Source organism: Pseudomonas sp. MS19 (assembly GCF_013277615.1).
Classification (GTDB): domain Bacteria; phylum Pseudomonadota; class Gammaproteobacteria; order Pseudomonadales; family Pseudomonadaceae; genus Aquipseudomonas; species Aquipseudomonas marincola.
In genome coordinates this window covers 44657-66608 of record NZ_VBTO01000007.1, presented here as the reverse complement: position 1 = coordinate 66608, position 21952 = coordinate 44657, and the positions used below count along the sequence as shown (strand labels likewise).

Here is a 21952-nt window from a genome sequence, read left to right as displayed (position 1 = left end):
GCGAACTGCGCTATAACGCAGGCATAGTTATGGAGCCTGTAATGAACGATCGCGTATCCCTCACCGGACTGGCCAAGCAAATGGTCATTGCCGAGTTGCTTGATGAAAAAGCCGCCCTCAATGCCCAGCAACAGGCCCAGCGCAACAAGCTTTCTCTGGTGACCTATGTCGTTCAAAGCAAGCTGGTTAAAAGCAAGGACATGGCCGAATTGGCCATGGAGCAATTCGGTGTTGCCTTTGTCGACCTCAACAGCATCGACAGAGAAGCACTACCCAAAGATTTAATCAGCGAAAAGCTCGCGCGTCAGCATCGCGCCCTGCCTTTATGGCGGCGCGGCAACAAGCTGTTCATCGCCGTGTCTGACCCTTCCAACCACCAAGCCGTGACTGATGTTCAATTCAGCACCGGCCTGAATACCGAAGCGATTCTGGTTGAAGATGACAAGCTCGGCCACGCCCTCGACAAATTCTTCGAATCCGCCACCGGCGGCCTCGATGATATGGCTGATATTGACTTTGATGATGTCGATACCGCAGCTGTTAGCGATGAAAATCAGGTTGTTGACGGCTCAGCGCAGGATGATGACGCCCCGGTGGTGCGTTTCGTCAATAAGATGTTGCTAGACGCAATTCGCGGCGGCTCATCTGACTTGCACTTTGAACCCTACGAGAAAATTTACCGCGTGCGTTTGCGCACCGACGGTATCTTGCATGAAGTGGCCCGCCCACCGATTCAGCTGGCGCCGCGCATTTCTGCACGACTCAAGGTTATGGCCGCTCTAGATATATCCGAGCGGCGCAAACCGCAGGACGGGCGCATTAAAATGCGCATATCTAAAAGTAAGTCCATCGACTTTCGGGTGAACACCCTACCGACGCTGTGGGGCGAGAAGATCGTAATGCGTATTCTCGACCCAACGAGTGCACAGATGGGCATTGATGCATTAGGGTACGAAGAAGACCAGAAAGCTCTGTACCTCGAAGCCTTGAAGCAACCGCAGGGGATGATTCTTGTGACCGGCCCTACCGGTTCTGGCAAAACGGTTTCGCTGTATACCGGCCTGAACATCCTCAACACTCCGGATGTGAATATCTCCACGGCGGAAGACCCGGTCGAGATCAACCTCGAAGGCATCAATCAGGTCAACGTCAACCCTAAGCAGGGCATGGACTTTACCCAGGCGTTGCGCGCCTTCTTGCGCCAAGACCCGGACATCATCATGGTCGGTGAGATTCGCGACCTGGACACGGCATCCATTGCGATCAAGGCCGCGCAAACCGGCCACATGGTGATGTCGACCCTGCACACCAACAGCGCCGCTGAAACCCTGACCCGTATGCGCAACATGGGCGTGGCCTCTTTCAACATTGCCACCTCGGTGAACCTGATTATTGCCCAGCGCCTGGCCCGCAAACTTTGCACAACCTGCAAGAAGGCGGTAGACGTACCGCGCGAGGCGTTGCTGGAAGAAGGCTTCCCAGCCGACAAGATCGGCAGTTTCAAAATCTATAGCCCGGTAGGCTGCGAAAATTGCAACGGTGGTTACAAAGGCCGTGTCGGAATATATGAAGTGGTTAAAAACACGCAGTCCCTGCAGCGGATTATCATGGAGGAAGGCAACTCCATCGAGATTTCAGCGCAGATGCGCAAAGACGGTTTTAATGACCTACGCACCTCGGCATTGGTGAAAGCCATGCAAGGCGTCACCAGCCTCGAGGAAGTCAACCGGGTGACCAAGGATTAACCATGGCGGAAAAAGCGCTTAAAACCAGTGTATTCACCTGGGAAGGTAAAGATAAAAAAGGCAGCAAGGTCAAGGGCGAGCTCAAAGGCACCAACCCGGCACTGGTCAAGGCGCAACTGCGCAAGCAAGGCATAAACCCGACCAAGGTACGCAAGAAATCGGTTTCGATTTTTAGCGCAGGCAAAAAAATTAAACCCATGGACATCGCGCTGTTCACCCGACAGATGGCGACGATGATGAAAGCCGGCGTGCCACTGCTTCAATCATTCGACATCATCAGCGAGGGATTGGATAACCCCAATATGCGCAAGCTGGTCGACGAAGTTAAGCAAGACGTTGCAGCAGGTAATAGCTTTGCAGCGTCACTGCGGAAACGTCCTGACTATTTTGACGATTTGTATTGCAATTTGGTTGACTCGGGTGAGCAATCAGGCTCACTGGAAACGTTGCTTGACCGTGTCGCTACCTACAAAGAAAAAACCGAGGCACTTAAAGCAAAAATTAAAAAAGCCATGAACTATCCAATAGCGGTAGTAGTTGTAGCACTCATCGTTTCGGCAATCTTGCTGATTAAAGTGGTACCGCAATTTCAGTCAGTATTTTCTAGTTTTGGTGCAGAACTACCCGCGTTCACGCTGATGGTTGTTGGAATCTCCGAAGTTGTACAGAAATGGTGGCTGGTAATAATTGCGGGGCTTTTCGCCACAATATTTGCTATCAAAAACCTACATAAACGCTCAGAAAAATTTCGCGACTGGATAGATAGAACCGCACTGAAGACACCAATTATCGGCGATATAATCTATAAGACAGCAGTCGCCCGCTTTGCCCGTACACTGGCCACGACCTTTGCCGCCGGCGTGCCGCTCGTCGACGCGCTTGACTCGGTAGCAGGTGCCACTGGCAATGTGGTATTCAAAAATGCCACAAATAAAGTAAAAGCTGATGTGTCCTCCGGTATGCAACTCAATTTCTCCATGCGCTCAACAAATGCTTTTCCAACCTTGGCCATCCAGATGACCGCTATTGGTGAGGAATCTGGCGCCTTAGATGAGATGCTCGACAAAGTGGCGAGCTTCTACGAAGAAGAAGTTGATAACGCAGTCGACGGCTTAACATCACTGATGGAACCGTTGATCATGTCAGTCTTAGGCGTACTTATTGGCGGCTTGGTTATCGCCATGTACCTACCAATTTTCCAACTCGGCAATGTCGTCTAACTCATGCCAATAATCGATTTTATGGCCAGCAATTTGCTGGCCTTTTCTTTGTGTATTTTGCTGCTTGGCTTGTTGGTGGGTAGCTTCATCAATGTGGTGGTTTACCGCCTGCCGATCATGATGCAGCGCGACTGGCAAATGCAGGCACGCGAGGCGCTGGAACTACCCGAGGAGCCGAAAGGCAAAACCTTCAACCTGATTCTGCCGAACTCGACCTGCACCTCTTGCGCGCATGAAATTCGCCCCTGGGAAAATATTCCCATCGTGAGTTATCTGTTTCTGCGCGGCAAATGCTCAAGCTGCAAAGCCCCCATCAGCAAGCGCTACCCGCTGGTGGAGCTGGCTTGCGGGCTGCTTTCAGCATTCATTGCCTGGCATTTTGGTTTTGGCTGGCAAGCAGCCGCCATGCTCGTGTTGAGCTGGGGCTTGCTGGCAATGAGCCTGATTGATGCAGACCACCAGCTACTGCCGGATGCACTGGTATTGCCGCTGCTATGGGTCGGCTTGATTGTGAACAGCTTCGGCTTGTTCACCAGCCTGGACTCGGCACTTTGGGGCGCGGTCGCGGGGTATTTGAGCCTCTGGTCTGTGTATTGGCTGTTCAAACTGATCACGGGCAAGGAAGGCATGGGTTATGGCGACTTCAAATTGCTGGCCATGCTCGGCGCGTGGGGCGGCTGGCAGATATTGCCGCTGACAATATTGCTCTCGTCATTGGTAGGTGCGGTGCTGGGCTTGATCATGCTGCGCCTGCAAGATAGCGAAACCAGCACACCGATTCCGTTCGGGCCCTATTTGGCAATCGCCGGCTGGATCGCGCTGATCTGGGGCGATCAAATCACCTCGACCTACTTGCACTTCGCCGGCTTCGGCGCATAAAGCAAAGCAATACATTTAGGCTCGAGCATGATCTGTCGGGTGGATGAACCAAACGTCATCCACCCTGCTTCACCGCCCGCTAACACGCGATGCGTGGCGAGCAGGCGTAGTCCCTCTGGCAATTTCAGCACCTTCCAAATTCCCTATTTATCGGCTCAGTATCCCGCAAGCACCGTTACTCTTCGTCATTTTGGCCAGGCCTGCCACTGACCTGCGGGTTCGCCAATAACCGAGGGCTGCTTTACAATCGGGGCTGGTTATCTGTTTGAGCTGCGAGCGCATGAAACCCTGGATACTTGGCCTTACGGGCGGCATTGGTAGCGGCAAGAGCGCAGTGGCGCAGTGCTTCATCGAGCACGGCGTGCATTTGATTGATGCCGACCACGCGGCGCGCTGGGTGGTTAAGCCGGGACGTCCGGCGCTGGCAAAAATTGTCGAGCATTTTGGCGCTGGCGTTTTACAGGCAGATGGCCAACTCAACCGCGCCGCATTGCGTGAGCTGATCTTCAAGGACGCTCAGCAACGGCGCTGGCTCGAAGCCTTGCTGCACCCGTTGATCGGCCAGGAGATTGTCGAGTATTTGGCCAAAGCCGAGTCGCCTTATGCGATTCTCGCCTCGCCGCTTTTGGTTGAGTCCGGCCAAAGCAAACTAACCCAGCGCATCCTGGTTGTTGATGCCAGCGAGACCCTGCAGATTGAGCGCACCATGCAGCGCGATCAAAGCTCGGCCGCACAAGTGCAGGCCATTCTGGATGCGCAGGCCAGCCGCGAAGCACGTCTGAAATACGCCGATGACGTGCTGGTGAATGACCGCGATTTGGCGTGGCTGCGTGATGAAGTCGCGCGCCTGCATGATTTTTATTTGACCCTTAAAGGAGGCCAGCCATGAGCAGCCCAACTCTCGTCGCATGCCCAACCTGCGAAGCCCCCGTTGAATGGGGCCCACAAAGCCCAAGCCGGCCGTTCTGTTCTGAACGCTGCAAACTGATCGACCTCGGCGCTTGGGCTTCCGAACAACACGCCATCCCCGGCAACGAACTGGAAGACGACCTGTTCTCCGAAAACCTGACCCCAACACCCCGCCAACAATAAGCCCCCCCCCCCAAAGAGCACCCCAAGCTCTTTTGTAGAAATCTTCTGTGGAGGATGGATCACCGCAGGTTAATCCGTCATTGCGATATCTTGGTCGTGCGCGGTTTGGATTTTGGTTTGCGTGTGAATCGGCGTATTTGGGCGACGGGGTCGCCATGACGGATTGCCTCCTTGCGGGGCTATCCATCCTCCATCTTTCGGTTTTGTCGAAATCCTCCGTGGAGGATGGATCAACCGCAGGCTGATCCGTCATTGCGGTGTCTTGGTCGTGCGCGGTTTGGATTTTGGTTTTTGTGTGGATCGGCGACTTTGGGCGACAGGGTCGCCTTGACGGATTGCCTCCTTGCGGGGCTATCCGTCCTCCATCTTTCGGTGTTGTCGAGATCTCCCGCGGAGGATGGATCAACCGTAGGCTGATCCGTCATTGCGATGTCTTGGTCGTGCGCGGTTTGGCTTTTGGTTTGCGTGTGGATCGGCGTATTTGGGCGACGCAGTCGCCTTGACGGATTGCCTCCTTGCGGGGCTATCCATCCTCCATTTTTCGGTTTTGTCGAAATCTTCCGTGGGGGATGGATCAACCGCAGGCTGATCCGTCATTGCGATGTTTTGGTTGTGCGCGGTTTGGCTTTTGGTTTGCGTTTGGATCGGCGAATTTGGGCGACGGGGTCGCCTTGACGGATTGCCTCCTTGCGGGGCTATCCATCCTCCATCTTTCGGTGTTGTCGAAATCTCCCGTGGAGGATGGATCAACCGCAGGATGATCCGTCATTGCGATGTATTGGTTGTGCGCGGTCTGGCTTTTGGTTTGCGTGTGGATCGGCATAGTTGGGCGACGGGAGCGCAGTAGCTTTCAGCGCTCCCAAATCAAGGTTCGTTCCAGGGGGCCGAGAGATATCGGCTTCGGTTGAAGGTTTCGAGCCAATCGGGGTAGAACACCACCAGCCCCGTCACCAACATGCCGTTAATAAAGGCCTCGGGGAATATCACCAGCCACAGGTAGCCGATAAAGTCTTCAAGCCAGGGCGGCATCGGAAACAGACCATCCACCCACAGCACGCCAAGCCCCAGCAGAATGCTCAGCAGCGTACCCAAAGCAGCGGGAAAGAAACCGCAGAAAAATATATAAACGAACAGGTTTTTCGGCTGCGCCCGCTCAACACGCAGCGCGCAGAGTTCGGTAACGAGCACGGGCACCAGCACCAATAACAAACCATTCATGCCCAGCGCCGGTAAGTCCTGCCGCCCTAATGCCAGCATGCCCAATTGCGCCGCAAAGCCAACCAATATTGCCAGCGGCCAATCCAGCAGCAAGGTAACAACGGTCATGCCTAAAAAGTGATACGACAGGCCTGATTCGAAATCTCGGCGCACCAGCCACAGTAAAAAAACCGCAAACGCAGTGCCAAACAACAGGTGCTGACGGCGCGTGTCACTGATCAGCTGCAACCAGGGCGCTCGCCAGATTGCCCACAGCAACGCGGGCGCATAAATCACCCAGCCGGCTACCTGGCTCGTCGTTGAGAGCAGCTCTGCAGCAATCATCACTCACTCCACCCAACCCAACTCTATTGGCAGTCTACTCCCGGCGGTAAAATCCCGACAGTTGCTACTGATTGCCGATACAGCCACTCGACGCGCCCTGTGCAAGAACTTAAGCTGCTGACATGGACGATGCAGAGTACTTACGCCTGCTCACGCAACAAGCCGAGCAAGCCAGCGACTTTTTATCCAACTCACGCAAATGGGAACGTGAAGTCTGGGTGTGCCAGCGGTTATTACAGGCCCTGAACATCCGCTACCGGCAAGATGAATTCAGCCCGCCCGATCACGAGCCGCCCGACGCCTTATTTCGCGATGCCAATTTCGAGGTGTTTTTTGTTCTGGATGAAGGCCGCCGCCTGAATGACGAATGGCGCGCGGAGCTGGAGCGTCGACGCACGGCTTTCTCGCTGAGCCAACTGGTCCGGCGTGAGGCCAAACCCCGGCGCATACCGGCCGCCGAGCTTGTTGCCAGGCTTGCGCCCACACTGCGCAAGAAATCGCACAATTACAAAGAGCGCGGGCTGGACCCTGGCGAGCTGGACTTGCTGGCATTCGTCAGCCTTAAACGCGCAGTGCCGGATTTCAACAGTCATTTCCCGCCGCCCACCGAATACCTGCGACAAGGCTGGCGTTCGCTGTCTTTGGTAGGCCCAACGTTTGCCCGGGTGTTATTCGCCCACTCCGATGCCCCAGACTTTCTGCGCAGCAACTGTGGTCGCACGGTATTGTTTGATGCAGGCGTCGGCCTGTGAGCACATGCTGAGAATGCAGCCCACTGAACCTCAACTTCCCTATGTTCTGCGCTACGATGGAGTGCAATGAGCCCTTTACAAGAATTACTCGCGGCAGTGCCGCAACAAGGCCGTGTGCGCTGGATTGGCGTGCGCCCGGCCTCGCGCGCACCGATGATTGAGCTGGACGCAGTAGAAGCCAGACTTGATGCCGGCCTTACCGGCGATCACAGCCGGGCCAGCGCCCGCAACGCACGCCAGGTGACTTTTATTCAGTGGGAACACCTGCCTGTGGTGAGCGCCCTGCTTGATCGCGCGCCAGACAACCCGATTCGCCCGCACGATTTGCGCCGTAACATAGCCATTAGCGATATCAATCTGTTCAGCCTCAAGGGCCGGCGCTTTCGTATTGGCTCAGCCATTTTCGAAACCACCGGATGGTGCCAGCCTTGCGCACGCCTTGAGCAGAACCTCGGGCTCGGGACCTTTCAAGCCATGCGCGGGCATGGCGGCATTACCGCTCGCGTGCTGCAAGGCGGGGTTATTCGCCTGGATGCCAAACTGGTCGTTGAGCCGCTATGAAGCACACAGCTAGAATACCCCTATAAGAGAAGGGCGTAGATGCACTCCGTGCTCATTCGCCCACTGCCAAGAGGTGCACATGTCGAGTAGATTGAGCCCCGAAGACCAAAAGCGTGTTGATCAATACCTCAGCGCGCCGCAGCACCAAGTTGAACGCAAGCCGTTTCGTGGCTGGCGGCTGGTACTGATTCTTGTCTCGATCACCATCGCCCTCGGCATTCTCAGCCGTCTTTTAGGTCAACTGGTGCTATGAGCTGCCTTGCGCTCGCCCACGCGATCTCTGCCTGTTTTATTCAAAACATTATGAGAACTCTAAATGACCCATCGAATAGTGATCGTTGGCGGCGGCGCCGGCGGCCTGGAGCTTGCTACCCGCCTGGGTAGAAAACTGGGCAAACGCGGCAAGGCGCAGATCACCCTCGTCGACAGCAACCTCACGCATATCTGGAAACCGCTTCTGCATGAAGTGGCAGCAGGCTCACTCAACTCATCGGAAGATGAATTGAATTATGTCGCGCAGGCCAAATGGAACCACTTCCAGTTCCAGCTCGGCCGAATGAGCGCACTGGACCGCGAAAGTAAAACCATCACGCTGACAGCCACGCTGGATGAAAACGGCGCGGTTCTGGTGCCCCAGCGCGAGCTCAGTTACGACAGTCTGGTAATTTCCGTCGGAAGCACCACCAACGATTTTGGCACTCCCGGCGCGGCTGAAAACTGCCTGTTTCTGGATACCCGTGAGCAAGCCGAACGCTTCCACCGCCAGTTGCTCAGCCATTACCTGCGCGCGCACGCCAATCAGGACGTAACCACTGAACAGATTTGTGTGGCGATTGTTGGCGCAGGCGCAACCGGCGTTGAGCTGGCTGCCGAGCTGCACCACGCGGCGCATGAGCTATCGGCCTACGGCCTTGACCGGATTCGCCCGGAAAACATGCGCATTACTTTGATTGAAGCAGGTCCGCGCGTATTACCGGCACTGCCCGAACGCATTGGCCAACCGGTGCATGAAACGCTGGAAAAGCTCGGCGTGACCGTACTGACCAATTCCGCAGTCAGCGAAGTCACCGCAGATGCCCTGAAAACCAAGGACGGCAACACTATCACCGCCTCGCTTAAAGTCTGGGCGGCCGGTATTCGCGCTCCTGACTTTCTCAAGGACATTGCCGGCCTGGAAACCAACCGGATCAATCAACTGGTTGTGCGCCCTACCCTGCAAACCACGCGCGATGAAAATATTTTTGCCTTTGGCGATTGCGCCGCGTGCCCGCAACCCGGCACTGAGCCTGGCACTGTCGGCGCTAATGTGCCGCCCCGCGCCCAGGCTGCACACCAACAAGCGTCATTATTAGCTAAAAGTTTGAAGCTGCGCATCGAGGATGCAGGCCAGGCATTGCCGGAATATCGCTATCGCGATTATGGCTCGCTGATTTCGCTGGCGAGTTTTTCGGCTGTCGGCAACCTGATGGGCAACCTGACCGGCAGCGTCATGCTGGAAGGCTGGCTGGCGCGCATGTTCTACATCTCGCTGTATCGGATGCACCAGATGGCGCTGTACGGCGTAACGCGCACCGCGCTGTTGATGCTCAGCGACCTGATCGGCCGCAGCACAGAGCCGCGACTCAAGCTACACTGACAGAAGAACACGGCAGGCCGAGCGCTTAACGGCGTATGGCCTGCCAGCATCACAGCTTTTTGCACGCGGATGGCGGCCAGCATCACAAATCGCAGGCATAAAAAAAGCGCCCTAAGGCGCTTTCTTTAACCGGTTGCGATAATCGTGTTATCGCTCCCTAAGATTCGACTCTTGAACAGCAAGAGCGAAAATGGTGGGTCGTGTAGGATTCGAACCTACGACCAATTGGTTAAAAGCCAACTGCTCTACCAACTGAGCTAACGACCCAAATTGGTCGGGGTAGGGGGATTCGAACTCCCGACATCCTGCTCCCAAAGCAGGCGCGCTACCGGACTGCGCTATACCCCGATGTTGAAGATTTGGCTCCACGACCTGGACTCGAACCAGGGACCCAGTGATTAACAGTCACTTGCTCTACCAACTGAGCTATCGCGGAACTATCACCTTCAAAGTTCTCAGTTTTGGGCTTTTGCTTTCGCGCTTTCCCTCATCTGAGGCGCGCCATTTTACGGATTATTTACTACCTGTCAACACCCTATTTTGCTTTTATGACAATACTTTGCAGATAAGTGCTTCACTGCTATATCTTCACTGAAAACAACACCCGCGGACACCGCAGGAACTCATCGCTGCAGGCCAGGACTACAATGACAGACAAGGAAATCCCCAAGGGCCCAAAAGCAAATGAGCCGACGCTTGCTCGCCGAGGAATACAGCCACGCCTAGGCGAATTGGCCCTCAGCTGCCGCAAGCTATTAATGAACAACCTGGCTGAAAACCTTACTGAGGTATTCAACTGGGCCGATAGCGCATTGCTCGAAGCTTCATCTGCTCAGCACACCCCCAATGCTCAAGCCCTCTTTTATGACGCCAGATCGCGAATCCGTGATCTGCGCAAAAAGATCGAGCATGACTACCACCAGAAAATCTCCCACAACTTCACCGAATTCTTTGAAGCCAAAGCAAGGATCAAAGCACCCGGCGCTCAAGCCCCGAGTGAAGAGCAACCGCTTACACTGATTGAGCCGGATGTGTATGAAGAGAACATGCACATCACCAACATGGTCAACCGGGTCAGCACAGCAAGTGCCCCTCATCTATATGCACTTGAGCAGCGCCTGGCGTTGCTTAACCGTGGCGTCAGACCGGATACAGAACTCAATCCGCTCGGCCCGCGCTTGATCGCGGAGGCTTTTCAGCTGGCCCTGAAACCCCACGATCTGCAAATCCAGATAAAGGTGGTGCTTTATAAGCAGTTCGATCGCCATGTCATGAGCGGTCTCGACCTCACTTATCAGGCAGTCAATCAGCTCCTTATAGATGGTGGGATTCTGCCGAACCTTAAATACAGCATCCGCAAACCGAAAAGTTCCGGCACAACCGGGCCCGCCGGCGGCAACCACGCGCCAGCCGCGCATACGGGCGAAGGAACACAGCCCGGCGCACCTGCTGGCATGCAAGGCGCGCCCAGTTCAGGGCATCCCGGCACCGCATCAAGCTTCTCTGCACCTGAAGCTCCCGGCACGTTCAGCGCAACACCGCCGACAGATCCCAACGTTCTGCTGAGCAGTCTGGCCGGCTTGATGACTGAACACCGCCGCTCGCACCGCGATGATCCATTGCTCGGCGGCACGCACAGCATTGCCCACTTTGCCCCGACTGGCGCCACACGCAGTTACAGTGCAGGCGAGTTACTGGATGCCCTCAACCGCATGCAGCAACTCACCGCACAGGACATTGCCAAGCGGCTGATGGCGCCGCAACCTGTAGAGGCGCTGAAGGCAGACCTGCACCAGCAGCTCTCTTCCTATAGCGATGAGCCCGAGCAGCACAAGCTGACTGAGCAACAAGCCAACGTCATTGACCTGGTCGGTATGCTGTTCGATTTCATCCTTGATGACGAAAACCTGCCAAACGCTTGCAAGACCGTGCTCTCGCACTTGCATACGCCGTACCTCAAAGTCGCCCTGCTCGACAGCGCGCTGTTCAGCCAGCACAGCCACCCTGCCCGTCAATTGCTCAACACCATGGCCCAGGCTGGGGTGATTTATGGCTGTGAAGGTGAAGACTCTGATTTGCTGGGTAAAATGCAGCAGGTTGTCGAACAGGTAATCAACGGGTTTACCGGCGATCTGGCGCTATTTGGGGAATTGACCGAAGAGTTCAGCGCCTACGTCGACACGCTCAAGCGCAAGGTAGAACTGCGCGAACGCCGCGCGGTAGAGACAATCAAGGGGCGCGACAAGCTACTCGAAGCCCGCGAGTTTGCCAATGAAATGATCTCGGCCAGCCTTGCGGACCGGGAACCACCGACTATTATCCGCAACTTCCTGAAGCTGACCTGGACCGATGTTCTGGTGTTTATCTACCTGCGTCACGGCCGGGACAGCGAAGACTGGCAAAGCGCCTGCAATGCCGCCGAGCAACTGGCATGGAGCGGCACCGTACTCGACGCACAGGGCCTCAAGCGCTTGCATGAAGTGCGCGTGCATTTACTCGAATCACTGCACGACGGCCTTAACCTGCTGGGCGGATACAACGAAGAAGGTATTCGCCGGCTGCTGCAGGACATCGTCACCTGCCAGCATGCCGTTCAGGCACGCCAGCCGGAGCTGGCCGAGAAGCTCAACCCGAGCTTACTCGAAAGCCAACTGGGCAAAATGATCGAGGATCAACCCGTCGCCAAACCGGAGGACAGCGAAATCCCTCCACGCATCAAGGCGCTGATCAAAGAACTTGAACTGATCGAGTTCGGCACATGGTTCGAGTGCACGACCAATACCCCGTCGCGCCGTCTCAAACTTTCATGGTTCAGCCCCACCACGCGCAATTACATGTTTGTGGATAACAGCGGGCAGCGCGTGAGTATCAAAACCCTGCGCGAACTGGCCGAAGAGGTCGAAAAAGGCGTGATGCGGATAATCCCGGCAGACTCTGCCAACCCGATCATGGATCGCGCCCTGAACGCGATTTACCGCATTATGCAGCGCTTTAGCGGCCGCACCACCGAGACATCCTGAGGAGTTTTCATGGACGAGCGTCGCCAGCAGAACCGCTACAACACCGAGCTGCAACTGGAAGTTTACGACCTGCACTCCGAGGAATACCTCGGACGGGTCGTTGATCTTTCAAGCGAGGGTTTCATGCTGTTCTGCAACACTGAAATTGCCGTAGACAGCATCATCGCAGGGCGCCTTAAATGCGCGCAAACCATCGAAGGTCTGAGTGATATCACCTTTGGTGCAGAATGCCTCTGGAGCCGCCCTGGCGCGGATGGCCAGCATGGCTGGGCAGGATTTCACATTATCGACCTGGCCGAGGAGCACGAGGCCACCCTGCAAGCTCTGCTCAAGCTGCATTGAAACGCCCGAGCATGCTTGACCAGGCGCTTGGCGAGCACCTTTGACGCCAGGCGCAAGCCAAAAAACAGGCAAAAAAAGCCCCGCACTGGGCGGGGCTCATCTGACGCTAGCCGGTTACTGCGCAAAAACGATTTCATCGTCTTCGACACGGCCTATCAACGGGCTGCCGGGCTGGTACTTGCCAGCCAGAATCAACTGCGCCAGCGGGTTCTCGATCCAGCGTTGAATCGCACGTTTTAGTGGCCGCGCCCCGTATACCGGGTCGTAACCAATGGCGATCAACTTCTCCAGCGCCTCATCACTCAGCTCAAGCGTCAGCTCACGCTCAGCCAGACGACCACGCAGGCGCTCCAACTGAATCTGCGCAATGCCTGCGATCTGCTCATGGGCCAGCGGCTCGAATATCACAACCTCGTCGATCCGGTTAATGAACTCCGGCCGGAAGTGTGTGCTCACGGCGTCCATCACGGCCGCACGCTGCGCTTCGCGATCACCCACCAACTCCTGAATCTGCGCCGAGCCCAGGTTGGAGGTCATCACCACAACCACATTACGGAAATCCACTGTGCGCCCGTGGCTGTCGGTTAGCCGGCCATCTTCCAGCACTTGCAGCAAGATGTTGAAGACGTCCGGATGGGCTTTTTCAACCTCATCCAGCAGCACCACCGAGTAAGGCTTACGCCGCACTGCTTCGGTCAGATAACCGCCTTCCTCGTAACCCACATAGCCAGGTGGAGCACCAATCAATCGGGCCACGGAGTGTTTCTCCATGAACTCAGACATATCGATACGCACCAAAGCCTCTTCGGTATCAAAGAGGAACTCGGCCAGCGCCTTGCACAGCTCGGTTTTGCCCACACCAGTAGGCCCGAGGAACAGGAACGAGCCGCTTGGCCGATCCGGATCAGAAAGCCCCGCACGCGAGCGACGCACGGCGTTGGATACGGCCACCACGGCCTCATCCTGACCAATTACCCGCTCATGCAGCAGCGTCTCCATTTTCAGCAGCTTGTCGCGCTCGCCTTCGAGCATTTTCGACACGGGAATGCCGGTCCACTTGGAGACCACTTCGGCAATTTCTTCCTCGGTTACCTTGCTGCGCAGCAACTGGTTCTCGGTCTTGCCGTGCTGATCGACCATCTCAAGGCTGCGCTCAAGATCCGGGATAATGCTGTACTGCAGGCGCGCCATCTGCTCAAGCTCGCCCTTGCGCCGGGCAACCTCAAGCTCCTGACGGGCTTGCTCGATCTTCTGCTGAATCTGCGCGGAGCCATGGACCTCGGCCTTCTCCGACTTCCAGATATCTTCCAGATCGGCGTATTCGCGCTCCAGACGACCGATTTCATCCTTGAGCTTTTCCAGACGCTTCAAGGCTGCATCGTCTTCCTCGCGCTTGAGCGCCTCACGCTCAACCTTGAGTTGAATCAAGCGCCGCTCCATGCGATCAAGCACTTCTGGCTTGGAGTCGATTTCCATGCGGATACGGCTCGCAGCCTCGTCGATCAGGTCAATTGCCTTGTCCGGCAGTTGCCGATCGGTGATGTAGCGATGGCTGAGTTTGGCCGCCGCAATGATCGCGCTGTCGCTGATCGCAACCCGGTGGTGCACTTCATAGCGTTCTTTAAGGCCACGCAGAATCGCAATGGTGTCTTCCTCGCTTGGCTCATCGACCAACACCTTCTGGAAACGCCGCTCCAGCGCGGCGTCCTTCTCGATGTACTGGCGATATTCGTCAAGCGTGGTTGCGCCCACGCAATGCAACTCACCCCGTGCCAATGAAGGCTTGAGCATGTTGCCCGCGTCCATCGCGCCCTCGCCTTTACCGGCGCCGACCATGGTGTGCAACTCGTCGATAAACAGGATGATCTGGCCTTCCTGCTTCGACAGTTCGTTGAGTACCGCCTTGAGGCGCTCCTCGAACTCACCGCGGAACTTGGCACCCGCGATCAACGCCCCCATATCCAGCGAGAGCAGGCGCTTGCCTTTAAGGCCATCCGGCACTTCGCCATTGATAATGCGCTGGGCAAGGCCTTCAACGATGGCGGTTTTACCGACACCGGGCTCACCGATAAGCACGGGGTTGTTCTTGGTGCGGCGCTGCAACACCTGAATGGTGCGACGAATTTCATCATCGCGACCAATCACCGGATCAAGCTTGCCCTCTTCGGCGAGCTTGGTCATGTCGATGGTGTATTTGTCCAACGCCTGACGCGACTCTTCGACGTTGGGGTCATTCACCGCATCACCACCACGCAAGTTGTTCACGGCGTTTTCCAGGGCTTTCTTACTGACACCCTGGCCGAGCAACAATTTGCCGAGTCGAGTTTTATCGTCCAGCGCGGCCAGCAGCACCAGCTCGCTGGAGATAAACTGATCACCTTTCTGCTGCGACAGGCGATCAGCCTGATTAAGCAGGCGCGCGAGATCCTGCGACAAGTTCACATCGCCGGTAGGGCTCTGAATCTTACCGAGCTGATCAAGTTCTTTGGTCAATGCGCTCCGCAGGCTGTTCACATCAAAACCGACCTGCATCAGCAGCGGCTTGATGCTACCGCCTTGCTGATCCAGCAAAGCCTGCATCAGGTGCAACGGTTCAATAGCTGCATGGTCGAGGCCGACAGCCATCGATTGGGCGTCGGACAAGGCAAGCTGCAATTTACTGGTTAAACGGTCTATTCGCATAACGTCACCCTTCCTTTAAAAGCAGGCCGGCGCACACAACCGCACCTAAAAACAAAACCTGCCGAGATGAACAATAGATCGGGGCGATTGTGCAAAATTCAAGCAACGAAGGAAGGATTTGATATTCAAACCACGCCGCGCGCCCCACACCAAACCATAAGACGGAGGATGGATAGCCCCGCAAGGAGGCAATCCGTCATGGCGACCCCGTCGCCCAAACACGCCGATCCACGCGCAAATCAAAAGCCAGACCGCGCACGACCATGACACCGCAATGACGGATTAACCTGCGGTTGATCCATCCTCCACGGAGGATTTCGAAAAAACCGGAAGACGGAGGATGGATAGCCCCGCAAGGGGCAATCCGTCAAGGCGACCAAGTCGCCCAAATTCGCCGCCCCGCGCACAAATCAAAAGCCAGACCGCGCACGACCATTACATCGCAATGACGGATTAACCTGCGGTTGATCCATCCTCCACGGAGAATTTCGACAAAACCATAAGACGGAGGATGGATAGCCCCGCAAGGAGGCAATCCGTCAAGGCGACCAAGTCGCCCAAATCCGCCGCCCCGCACACAAATAAAAGCCAGACCGCGCACGACCATGACACCGCAATGACGGATCAGCCTGCGGCTGATCCATCCTCCACGGAAGATTTCGACAAAAACAGAAGACGGAGGATGGATAGCCCCGCAAAGGGCAATCCGTCAAGGCGACCCCGGTCGCCCGAGTCCGCCGTCCCACGCGAGAATCAAAAGCCTGGCAGAGTAGGACAAACCAGCCGATTAATTCGCCAGCCAGATCAGCGATGCAAAGCGTCCGGTGCGATTGGCCAGACGGTAGGAATAGAACCGTGGATCTGTCACGGTGCAAAAATCGCCGCCGTACACAGCGGTAATTCCGCGAGCAGCCAGGCGAATGCGCGCGAGCTGATAGATGTCCGCCATGAAACGGCCACTATTCTCGCTGGGTTTGAATGCCTCTACGGCATTGGCGTGCTGAGCGACGAAGGCTTCGCGCACCTCGGCACCCACTTCAAATGCTTGCGGGCCAATCGCAGGCCCCAGCCAGACCAAGGTTTCTTCAGGCTCGACGGCCATTTCATCCAGCGTCGCTTCAAGCACGCCAGCCGCCAGCCCACGCCACCCTGCATGCGCAGCGGCGACGCGCTTGCCGGCGCGATCACAGAACAACACAGGTAAACAGTCAGCAGTCATTACCGTACAGGCGACGCCCGGTGTTGCAGTCCAACTGCCGTCGGCACTGAGCACTTGCGTCGGGTCTGCCTCGACCACAGCAACGCCATGCACTTGGCTCAGCCAGGCAGGCTTGCAACCAATCAGGCTGATCAGACGCTGGCGGTTTTTGGCCACCGCAACCGGATCATCATCAACATGCTCGCCCAGATTCAGCGTATCGAACGGCGCCAAGCTGACACCGCCCGAGCGTGTGGTAATGCAAGCTCGAACCCAGGCTGGCGCGGGCCAATCCGGGGTTAGCCAGTCGTGCGCAAAACTGCTCACCCGATAAATGCCTCGCGGTCTTGGCGCAACAATGTCAGCAGCCATACCAGATCATCCGGTAATGGCGACTCCCACTTCATGCGCTTACCGGTCTCTGGGTGATCCAGCTCCAGAAAGCGCGCGTGCAGGGCCTGACGTGGAAACTCTTTAAGGCTTTGCACCAGTGTCGGGCTGGCAGCCGGCGGAATCCGGAAACGCCCGGCATAAACCGGATCGCCAACCAACGGATAACCGACGTGGCTCATGTGCACACGAATCTGGTGGGTGCGCCCGGTTTCGAGTTTGACCCGGGTGTGCGTGTGCGAGCGGAAACGTTCCAGTACGCGGTAATGACTGGTGGCCGGCTTGCCGCCATCCGTCACTGCCATGCGCTGGCGCTGCGCCGAGCTACGCCCGATAGGTGCATTGATGGTGCCGCCGGCGGTAATCACGCCGATAACGATGCACTCATAAATACGACTAACGGTACGTTTTTGTAACTGATCCACCAGTTGCGTCTGCGCCTGAATGGTTTTTGCCACGACCATGAGGCCCGTGGTGTCTTTATCCAGACGATGGACAATGCCGGCGCGCGGCACGTTGACGATATCCGGAACATGGTGCAACAACGCATTCAGCAATGTACCGCTGGCATGCCCGGCAGCCGGATGCACAACCAATCCGGCCGGTTTGTTGATCACCAGGATATGTTCGTCTTCGTAGACGATATCCAACGGGATATCTTCCGCAACCCACTCACCCTGCGCTTCTTGCTCGGCATTAAGAACCAGCACTGAGCCGCCGTGAACGATGTCACGCGGGCGCACCACCTGATCATCAACGGTCAGCAGGCCTTCTTTTATCCAGGCGGAAAGGCGCGAACGGGAGTGCTCCGCGAAGAGTTGGGCGGCGACTTGATCGAGGCGTTGACCACCCATTTCGGATGGAACCTCGGCGCTTAAATGAATGGCCTGCTTAATTATTGATGACATACTCTGCAACAGCGGGGGGCATAGCCTTTGGTTTCAGCTACGCGCTTGTGGTTAAATACGGCGACTTTGCCCCAGGGCTACCGGGGGCGTTCATCATAACAGGACGGCTGAGCTCAAGACAGCCGCCGTCACAGGGACGCAAGCCGCCATGCAAGTGAAACACCTGCTGCTGATCGCCATCCTCGCTCTAACAGCCGCCTGTTCGTCTAAAGAACCGCTGGACGAGAACCTCAGTGAAACCGAGCTGTACCAGCAGGCCCAGCTTGACCTGGACAATAATAGCTACTCCAGCGCCGTTACCAAGCTGAAAGCGCTGGAGTCGCGTTACCCGTTCGGCCGTTACGCTGAGCAGGCTCAGTTAGAGCTGATCTACGCGCATTACAAGAATTCGGAGCCGGAAGCTGCACGCGCGGCGGCCGAGCGCTTTATTCGTCTGCACCCGCAGCACGCCAACGTCGATTACGCCTATTACCTCAAAGGTCTGGCGTCGTTCGACCAGGATGTCGGCCTGCTCTCGCGCTTTCTGCCGCTGGACATGACCAAGCGTGACCCAGGCGCTGCCCGTGACTCGTATAACGAGTTTGCCCAGCTCACCAGCCGCTACCCGACCAGCCGTTACGCGCCGGACGCCAAGCAGCGGATGATTTACCTGCGCAACCTGCTGGCCGCCTACGAAATTCACGTGGCGCATTACTACATGACTCGCCACGCCTATGTTGCGGCTGCCAACCGTGGCCGCTATGTGGTTGAGAACTTCCAGGAAACCCCGGCAGTGGGTGACGGCCTGGCGGTAATGACCGAGGCGTATCAGCACCTGACCCTGACCGAGTTGGCCAACACCAGCCTGGAAACGCTGAAGCTCAACTACCCGGATCACCCAAGCCTTGAAGACGGCCAGTTCGTGCCTCTCGAAGAAGAGGAAGACAACCGTTCCTGGCTGGCCAAGATGACTCTGGGCCTGATTGAAACCGACGCTCCGCTGCCGCCAGGTGAAACCCGCGCCAGCCAGGATGTTGAGCGCCAGTACCAAGACGCCCAGGACCAGATCCCGAAAGAGATCCGTGAAGGCGCGGTCGAAGAGCCTGAAGTCGAGAGCAATGATCGGTCATGGTTCAGCTACATGACCTTTGGCGTGTTTGACTAAACGCCAACGCGTCACACAAAAAAGGAGGCTCAGGCCTCCTTTTTTGTACCTGCGATTTGTTCAATCAACACCATCGGAGGTGGATGGATAGCCCCGGACCAAGGCAATCCGTCGCGCAACAACGTCGCCAAAATTCGCCAATCCACCCGCAAATCAAAAGCCAAACCGCGCACGACCGCGAAATCGCCATGACGGATTAACCTGCGGTTTATCCATCCTCCGCCGGTGACGGCACGCAGCATTACGCCACGTCGCGTCATTACACATCACACCAAACCACGCCACACGGCGACCGGAGGATGGATAGCCCCGCTCCGGGGCAATCCGTCGCGCGACACCGTCGCCAAAATTCGCCAATTCACCCGCAAATCAAAAGCCAAACCGCGCACGACCGCGAAACCGCCATGACGGATTAACCTGCGGTTTATCCTCCGCAGGTGGCGACACGCAGCATTGCGCCACGTCACGCCATTCCACGCCTCACCAAACCACGTCACACGGCGATCGGAGGATGGATAGCCCCGTACCGGGGCAATCCGTCGCGCGACAACGTCGCCAAAATTCGCCAATTCACACGCAAATCAAAAGCCAAACCGTGCACGACCGCCAAACCGCCATGACGGATTAACCTGCGGTTGATCCATCCTCCACGGGTGGCGACACGCAGCATTACGCCACGCCATTCCACGTCACGCAGCGACCGGAGGATGGATAGCCTCGCACCGGGGCAATCCGTCGCGCGACAACGTCGCCAAAATTCGTCAATTCGCGCACAAATCAAAAGCCAACGGCGCACGACCGCGAAATCGCCATGACGGATTAACCTGCGGTTTATCCATCCTCCATGGGTGGCCACGCGCAGCATTGCGCCACGTCACGCTTTATCACAACCGGAGGATGGATAGCCCCGTACCGGGGCAATCCGTCGCGCGACAACGTCGCCAAAATTCGCCGATTCGTGCACAAATCAAGAGCCAAACCGCGCATGACCGCGAAATCGTTATGACGGATTAACCTGCGGTTTATCCATCCTCCGCAGGAATTGGCCCGCCCTGCTTACGCTTCACGCGAAGCAATCGATCTTAATCCCCGCGACGCCAGCCTGAGGTGATTGGGTAACGGCGGTCACGGCCGAAGCCGCGCTGGGTTACGCGCACGCCAACGGCGGCCTGACGGCGTTTGTACTCGTTCAGATCAACCAGGCGCAGCACGCGGTTTACTGTGTCGGCATCAAACCCTTCGGCAATGATGGCATTGGCCGACAGGTCGTATTCGATGTAAAGCTTGAGGATTTCATCGAGCACCGGATACGGCGGCAGCGAGTCTTCGTCTTTTTGATCCGGCGCCAGCTCGGCTGATGGCGGACGGTCAATAACCCGCTGCGGAATCACCGGGCTCAGCGTGTTGCGGTACTCGCAAAGACGGAATACCAGAGTTTTGGGCACGTCTTTGAGCACATCAAAGCCACCGGCCATGTCGCCGTAAAGCGTGGCGTACCCCACTGCCATTTCACTCTTGTTGCCGGTGGTCAGCACCAGATAGCCCTTCTTGTTCGAAATGGCCATCAACAGCGTGCCACGGCAGCGCGCTTGCAGGTTCTCTTCGGTGGTATCGCGGCCCATGCCCTCGAATACCGGTGCCAGGGTCGTCATGAACGACTCGACCATCGGCGCAATCGGCAGCACCCGATAGGTGACGCCCAGCGCACGCGCTTCGGCCTCCGCATCTTCCAGGCTGATTTGCGCGGTGTAGTGATAAGGCATCATGATCGCTTCGACATGCTCAGCGCCCAGCGCATCAACCGCCACCGCCAACGTCAGCGCCGAGTCGATACCGCCCGACAACCCGAGCAGCACGCCCTTGAAGCCATTTTTGCGCACATAGTCACGCACGCCCACAACCAACGCTTCGTATACGCTGGCTTCCAGCTCTGGCAGCGCTGCACTGGCCGCTTCACGCGGGACAATTTGTTGATCGTCGAGAATCTGCAAATCGACCGGATACAGCCCTTCACGGAATGCGGCAATTCGCGAATGCACCGTGCCATCGGCTGCAACCACACAGCTTCCGCCATCGAACACCAGCTCATCCTGACCGCCCACCTGATTGACGTAGACGATCGGCATCTGCCCGGCACGCGCGCGCTCACTCAGCACTTCTTCGCGCTCACGCTGTTTATCCAGATGGAACGGTGAGGCGTTGAGGCTGAGCATCAACTGCGCACCGGCGTCACGCGCCTGCTGCATGGGCTCGGCGAACCAGATGTCTTCACAAATGGTCAGGCTTACGGCAATACCCTTGATGTCGACAACGCACGGCTGATCGCCCGGGATGAAGTAGCGTTTTTCGTCGAAAACCTGATAGTTGGGCAGCTTCTGCTTGTAATAGCGGGCCAGCAACTGGCCGTCAGCGATGACTGCGCAGGCGTTGTAACGCACCTCGTCTTCCAGCCACGGGAAGCCAACCACCACATATATGCCGCGTACTTCGTCCTGCACACGCTTGAGTGCCTGCTCGATGCGCAGCTGCATGCTCGAACGCAGCAGCAAATCTTCTGGCGGATAGCCGCTCAGCGCCAGCTCGGGAAACACAATTACGTCAGCATTCCACTGGTCGCGGGCGCTGCACGCAGCCTCGATCACTTGCTCGGCGTTGCCGTGAACGTCGCCGACTCGCATATTCAATTGGGCCATCACGACCCGCAGGGTTTGGCTCATGGCCGCCTCCACCAAATAAAAAGCATGTGCAATGGCATTCTGATGCTCATCGCCGTATGGCGCGCATTGTCCCGCATCGGCGCGTCCGAGAACAACGTCAAGCCCACTATTTAGCGCGAGCAAT

At 56.8% G+C, this 21952-nt stretch carries 18 protein-coding genes and 3 tRNA genes; 12 read left to right on the top strand and 9 right to left on the bottom strand.

All coding sequences use genetic code 11. The features are described from left to right. The first annotated feature begins 41 nt into the window (after nt 1–41). The 5 genes from pilB (at nt 42) to yacG (ending at nt 4936) form a co-directional block, all read left to right on the top strand. Nucleotides 42–1745, top strand: a complete 1704-nt coding sequence (gene pilB, locus FEZ62_RS06285; RefSeq protein WP_172927172.1) for a type IV-A pilus assembly ATPase PilB — start codon at nt 42–44, stop codon at nt 1743–1745. A 2-nt stretch (nt 1746–1747) separates the two neighbouring features. After that, complete coding sequence (locus tag FEZ62_RS06280) at nt 1748–2965, top strand: type II secretion system F family protein (protein WP_172927171.1); 1218 nt, start codon at nt 1748–1750, stop codon at nt 2963–2965. Nucleotides 2966–2968: 3 nt separating this feature from the next. Further along, on the top strand, nt 2969–3844 hold the full coding sequence (locus tag FEZ62_RS06275) for an A24 family peptidase (protein WP_172927170.1): 876 nt from the start codon (nt 2969–2971) through the stop codon (nt 3842–3844). Nucleotides 3845–4124: 280 nt separating this feature from the next. Beyond that, nucleotides 4125–4733 carry a dephospho-CoA kinase gene (gene coaE / locus FEZ62_RS06270; protein WP_172927169.1) on the top strand — a complete coding sequence of 203 codons (609 nt, stop codon included), beginning with the start codon at nt 4125–4127 and terminating at the stop codon, nt 4731–4733. Next, the gene (gene yacG, locus FEZ62_RS06265; RefSeq protein WP_172927168.1) at nt 4730–4936 is read left to right on the top strand and encodes a DNA gyrase inhibitor YacG; all 207 of its coding nucleotides are present in this window, start codon (nt 4730–4732) and stop codon (nt 4934–4936) included. The genes coaE and yacG overlap by 4 nt, the downstream gene beginning before the upstream one ends. A gap of 864 nt (nt 4937–5800) precedes the next feature. Here yacG and FEZ62_RS06260 read toward each other — a convergent pair. Beyond that, nucleotides 5801–6478 carry an energy-coupling factor ABC transporter permease gene (locus tag FEZ62_RS06260; RefSeq protein WP_172927167.1) on the bottom strand — a complete coding sequence of 226 codons (678 nt, stop codon included), beginning with the start codon at nt 6476–6478 and terminating at the stop codon, nt 5801–5803. A 122-nt stretch (nt 6479–6600) separates the two neighbouring features. Here FEZ62_RS06260 and FEZ62_RS06255 point away from each other — a divergent pair, with 122 nt between their 5' ends. From FEZ62_RS06255 to FEZ62_RS06240, 4 genes are all read left to right on the top strand, one after another. Further along, on the top strand, nt 6601–7230 hold the full coding sequence (locus FEZ62_RS06255) for a DUF1780 domain-containing protein (RefSeq protein WP_069898095.1): 630 nt from the start codon (nt 6601–6603) through the stop codon (nt 7228–7230). A 66-nt stretch (nt 7231–7296) separates the two neighbouring features. Then, a complete protein-coding gene (locus tag FEZ62_RS06250; RefSeq protein ID WP_172927166.1) occupies nt 7297–7791 on the top strand; it encodes an MOSC domain-containing protein in 495 nt (164 codons plus the stop codon). 79 nt (nt 7792–7870) lie between these two features. Then, the gene (locus FEZ62_RS06245) at nt 7871–8044 is read left to right on the top strand and encodes a DUF3094 family protein (protein ID WP_069898097.1); all 174 of its coding nucleotides are present in this window, start codon (nt 7871–7873) and stop codon (nt 8042–8044) included. 63 nt (nt 8045–8107) lie between these two features. Next, entirely contained in the window at nt 8108–9427 is a 1320-nt protein-coding gene (locus FEZ62_RS06240; RefSeq protein WP_069898098.1) for an NAD(P)/FAD-dependent oxidoreductase, read from the top strand. 191 nt (nt 9428–9618) lie between these two features. Here the strand turns inward: FEZ62_RS06240 and FEZ62_RS06235 are convergent. From FEZ62_RS06235 to FEZ62_RS06225, 3 genes are all read right to left on the bottom strand, one after another. Next, nucleotides 9619–9694, bottom strand: a tRNA-Lys gene (locus tag FEZ62_RS06235). A gap of 4 nt (nt 9695–9698) precedes the next feature. Next, a tRNA-Pro gene (locus FEZ62_RS06230) sits at nt 9699–9775 on the bottom strand. A 12-nt stretch (nt 9776–9787) separates the two neighbouring features. Beyond that, nucleotides 9788–9863 (bottom strand) — tRNA-Asn (locus FEZ62_RS06225). A 211-nt stretch (nt 9864–10074) separates the two neighbouring features. Between FEZ62_RS06225 and FEZ62_RS06220 the strand changes: the two genes are divergently transcribed. Continuing rightward, complete coding sequence (locus FEZ62_RS06220; RefSeq protein ID WP_172927165.1) at nt 10075–12447, top strand: DUF1631 domain-containing protein; 2373 nt, start codon at nt 10075–10077, stop codon at nt 12445–12447. A 9-nt stretch (nt 12448–12456) separates the two neighbouring features. Beyond that, entirely contained in the window at nt 12457–12789 is a 333-nt protein-coding gene (locus FEZ62_RS06215) for a PilZ domain-containing protein (RefSeq protein WP_069898100.1), read from the top strand. Nucleotides 12790–12903: 114 nt separating this feature from the next. Here the strand turns inward: FEZ62_RS06215 and clpB are convergent, their stop codons facing one another. The 3 genes from clpB to rluD all read right to left on the bottom strand — a co-directional run bounded on the left by clpB (nt 12904) and on the right by rluD (nt 17967). Then, entirely contained in the window at nt 12904–15471 is a 2568-nt protein-coding gene (clpB, locus tag FEZ62_RS06210) for an ATP-dependent chaperone ClpB (RefSeq protein WP_172927164.1), read from the bottom strand. Between the two features lie 787 nt (nt 15472–16258). Next, nucleotides 16259–17041, bottom strand: a complete 783-nt coding sequence (pgeF, locus tag FEZ62_RS06205) for a peptidoglycan editing factor PgeF (protein WP_090509547.1) — start codon at nt 17039–17041, stop codon at nt 16259–16261. Continuing rightward, a complete protein-coding gene (rluD, locus tag FEZ62_RS06200) occupies nt 16993–17967 on the bottom strand; it encodes a 23S rRNA pseudouridine(1911/1915/1917) synthase RluD (RefSeq protein WP_069898103.1) in 975 nt (324 codons plus the stop codon). Before rluD ends, pgeF begins: the two co-directional genes overlap by 49 nt. Before the next feature lie 148 nt (nt 17968–18115). Between rluD and FEZ62_RS06195 the strand changes: the two genes are divergently transcribed. After that, nucleotides 18116–19111, top strand: coding sequence for an outer membrane protein assembly factor BamD (locus tag FEZ62_RS06195; RefSeq protein ID WP_172927163.1), 996 nt, complete (start codon nt 18116–18118; stop codon nt 19109–19111). A gap of 29 nt (nt 19112–19140) precedes the next feature. Here FEZ62_RS06195 and FEZ62_RS06190 read toward each other — a convergent pair whose 3' ends face one another. Together FEZ62_RS06190 and FEZ62_RS06185 are read right to left on the bottom strand one after the other, a co-directional pair. After that, nucleotides 19141–19353, bottom strand: a complete 213-nt coding sequence (locus FEZ62_RS06190; RefSeq protein WP_172927162.1) for a hypothetical protein — start codon at nt 19351–19353, stop codon at nt 19141–19143. 840 nt (nt 19354–20193) lie between these two features. Continuing rightward, nucleotides 20194–21828, bottom strand: coding sequence for an NAD+ synthase (locus FEZ62_RS06185; RefSeq protein WP_172927161.1), 1635 nt, complete (start codon nt 21826–21828; stop codon nt 20194–20196). Nucleotides 21829–21952: the final 124 nt, after the last annotated feature.

Excerpts from the sequence above, each read along its gene's own strand:
- pilB (WP_172927172.1), top strand. The coding sequence starts at position 42 with ATGAACGATCGCGTATCCCTCACCGGACTGGCCAAGCAAATGGTCATT.
- FEZ62_RS06280 (WP_172927171.1), top strand. The coding sequence starts at position 1,748 with ATGGCGGAAAAAGCGCTTAAAACCAGTGTATTCACCTGGGAAGGTAAA.
- FEZ62_RS06275 (WP_172927170.1), top strand. The coding sequence starts at position 2,969 with ATGCCAATAATCGATTTTATGGCCAGCAATTTGCTGGCCTTTTCTTTG.
- coaE (WP_172927169.1), top strand. The coding sequence starts at position 4,125 with ATGAAACCCTGGATACTTGGCCTTACGGGCGGCATTGGTAGCGGCAAG.
- yacG (WP_172927168.1), top strand. The coding sequence starts at position 4,730 with ATGAGCAGCCCAACTCTCGTCGCATGCCCAACCTGCGAAGCCCCCGTT.
- FEZ62_RS06260 (WP_172927167.1), bottom strand. The coding sequence starts at position 6,478 with ATGATTGCTGCAGAGCTGCTCTCAACGACGAGCCAGGTAGCCGGCTGG.
- FEZ62_RS06255 (WP_069898095.1), top strand. The coding sequence starts at position 6,601 with ATGGACGATGCAGAGTACTTACGCCTGCTCACGCAACAAGCCGAGCAA.
- FEZ62_RS06250 (WP_172927166.1), top strand. The coding sequence starts at position 7,297 with ATGAGCCCTTTACAAGAATTACTCGCGGCAGTGCCGCAACAAGGCCGT.
- FEZ62_RS06245 (WP_069898097.1), top strand. The coding sequence starts at position 7,871 with ATGTCGAGTAGATTGAGCCCCGAAGACCAAAAGCGTGTTGATCAATAC.
- FEZ62_RS06240 (WP_069898098.1), top strand. The coding sequence starts at position 8,108 with ATGACCCATCGAATAGTGATCGTTGGCGGCGGCGCCGGCGGCCTGGAG.
- FEZ62_RS06220 (WP_172927165.1), top strand. The coding sequence starts at position 10,075 with ATGACAGACAAGGAAATCCCCAAGGGCCCAAAAGCAAATGAGCCGACG.
- FEZ62_RS06215 (WP_069898100.1), top strand. The coding sequence starts at position 12,457 with ATGGACGAGCGTCGCCAGCAGAACCGCTACAACACCGAGCTGCAACTG.
- clpB (WP_172927164.1), bottom strand. The coding sequence starts at position 15,471 with ATGCGAATAGACCGTTTAACCAGTAAATTGCAGCTTGCCTTGTCCGAC.
- pgeF (WP_090509547.1), bottom strand. The coding sequence starts at position 17,041 with ATGGCTGCTGACATTGTTGCGCCAAGACCGCGAGGCATTTATCGGGTG.
- rluD (WP_069898103.1), bottom strand. The coding sequence starts at position 17,967 with ATGTCATCAATAATTAAGCAGGCCATTCATTTAAGCGCCGAGGTTCCA.
- FEZ62_RS06195 (WP_172927163.1), top strand. The coding sequence starts at position 18,116 with ATGCAAGTGAAACACCTGCTGCTGATCGCCATCCTCGCTCTAACAGCC.
- FEZ62_RS06190 (WP_172927162.1), bottom strand. The coding sequence starts at position 19,353 with ATGCTGCGTGCCGTCACCGGCGGAGGATGGATAAACCGCAGGTTAATC.
- FEZ62_RS06185 (WP_172927161.1), bottom strand. The coding sequence starts at position 21,828 with ATGAGCCAAACCCTGCGGGTCGTGATGGCCCAATTGAATATGCGAGTC.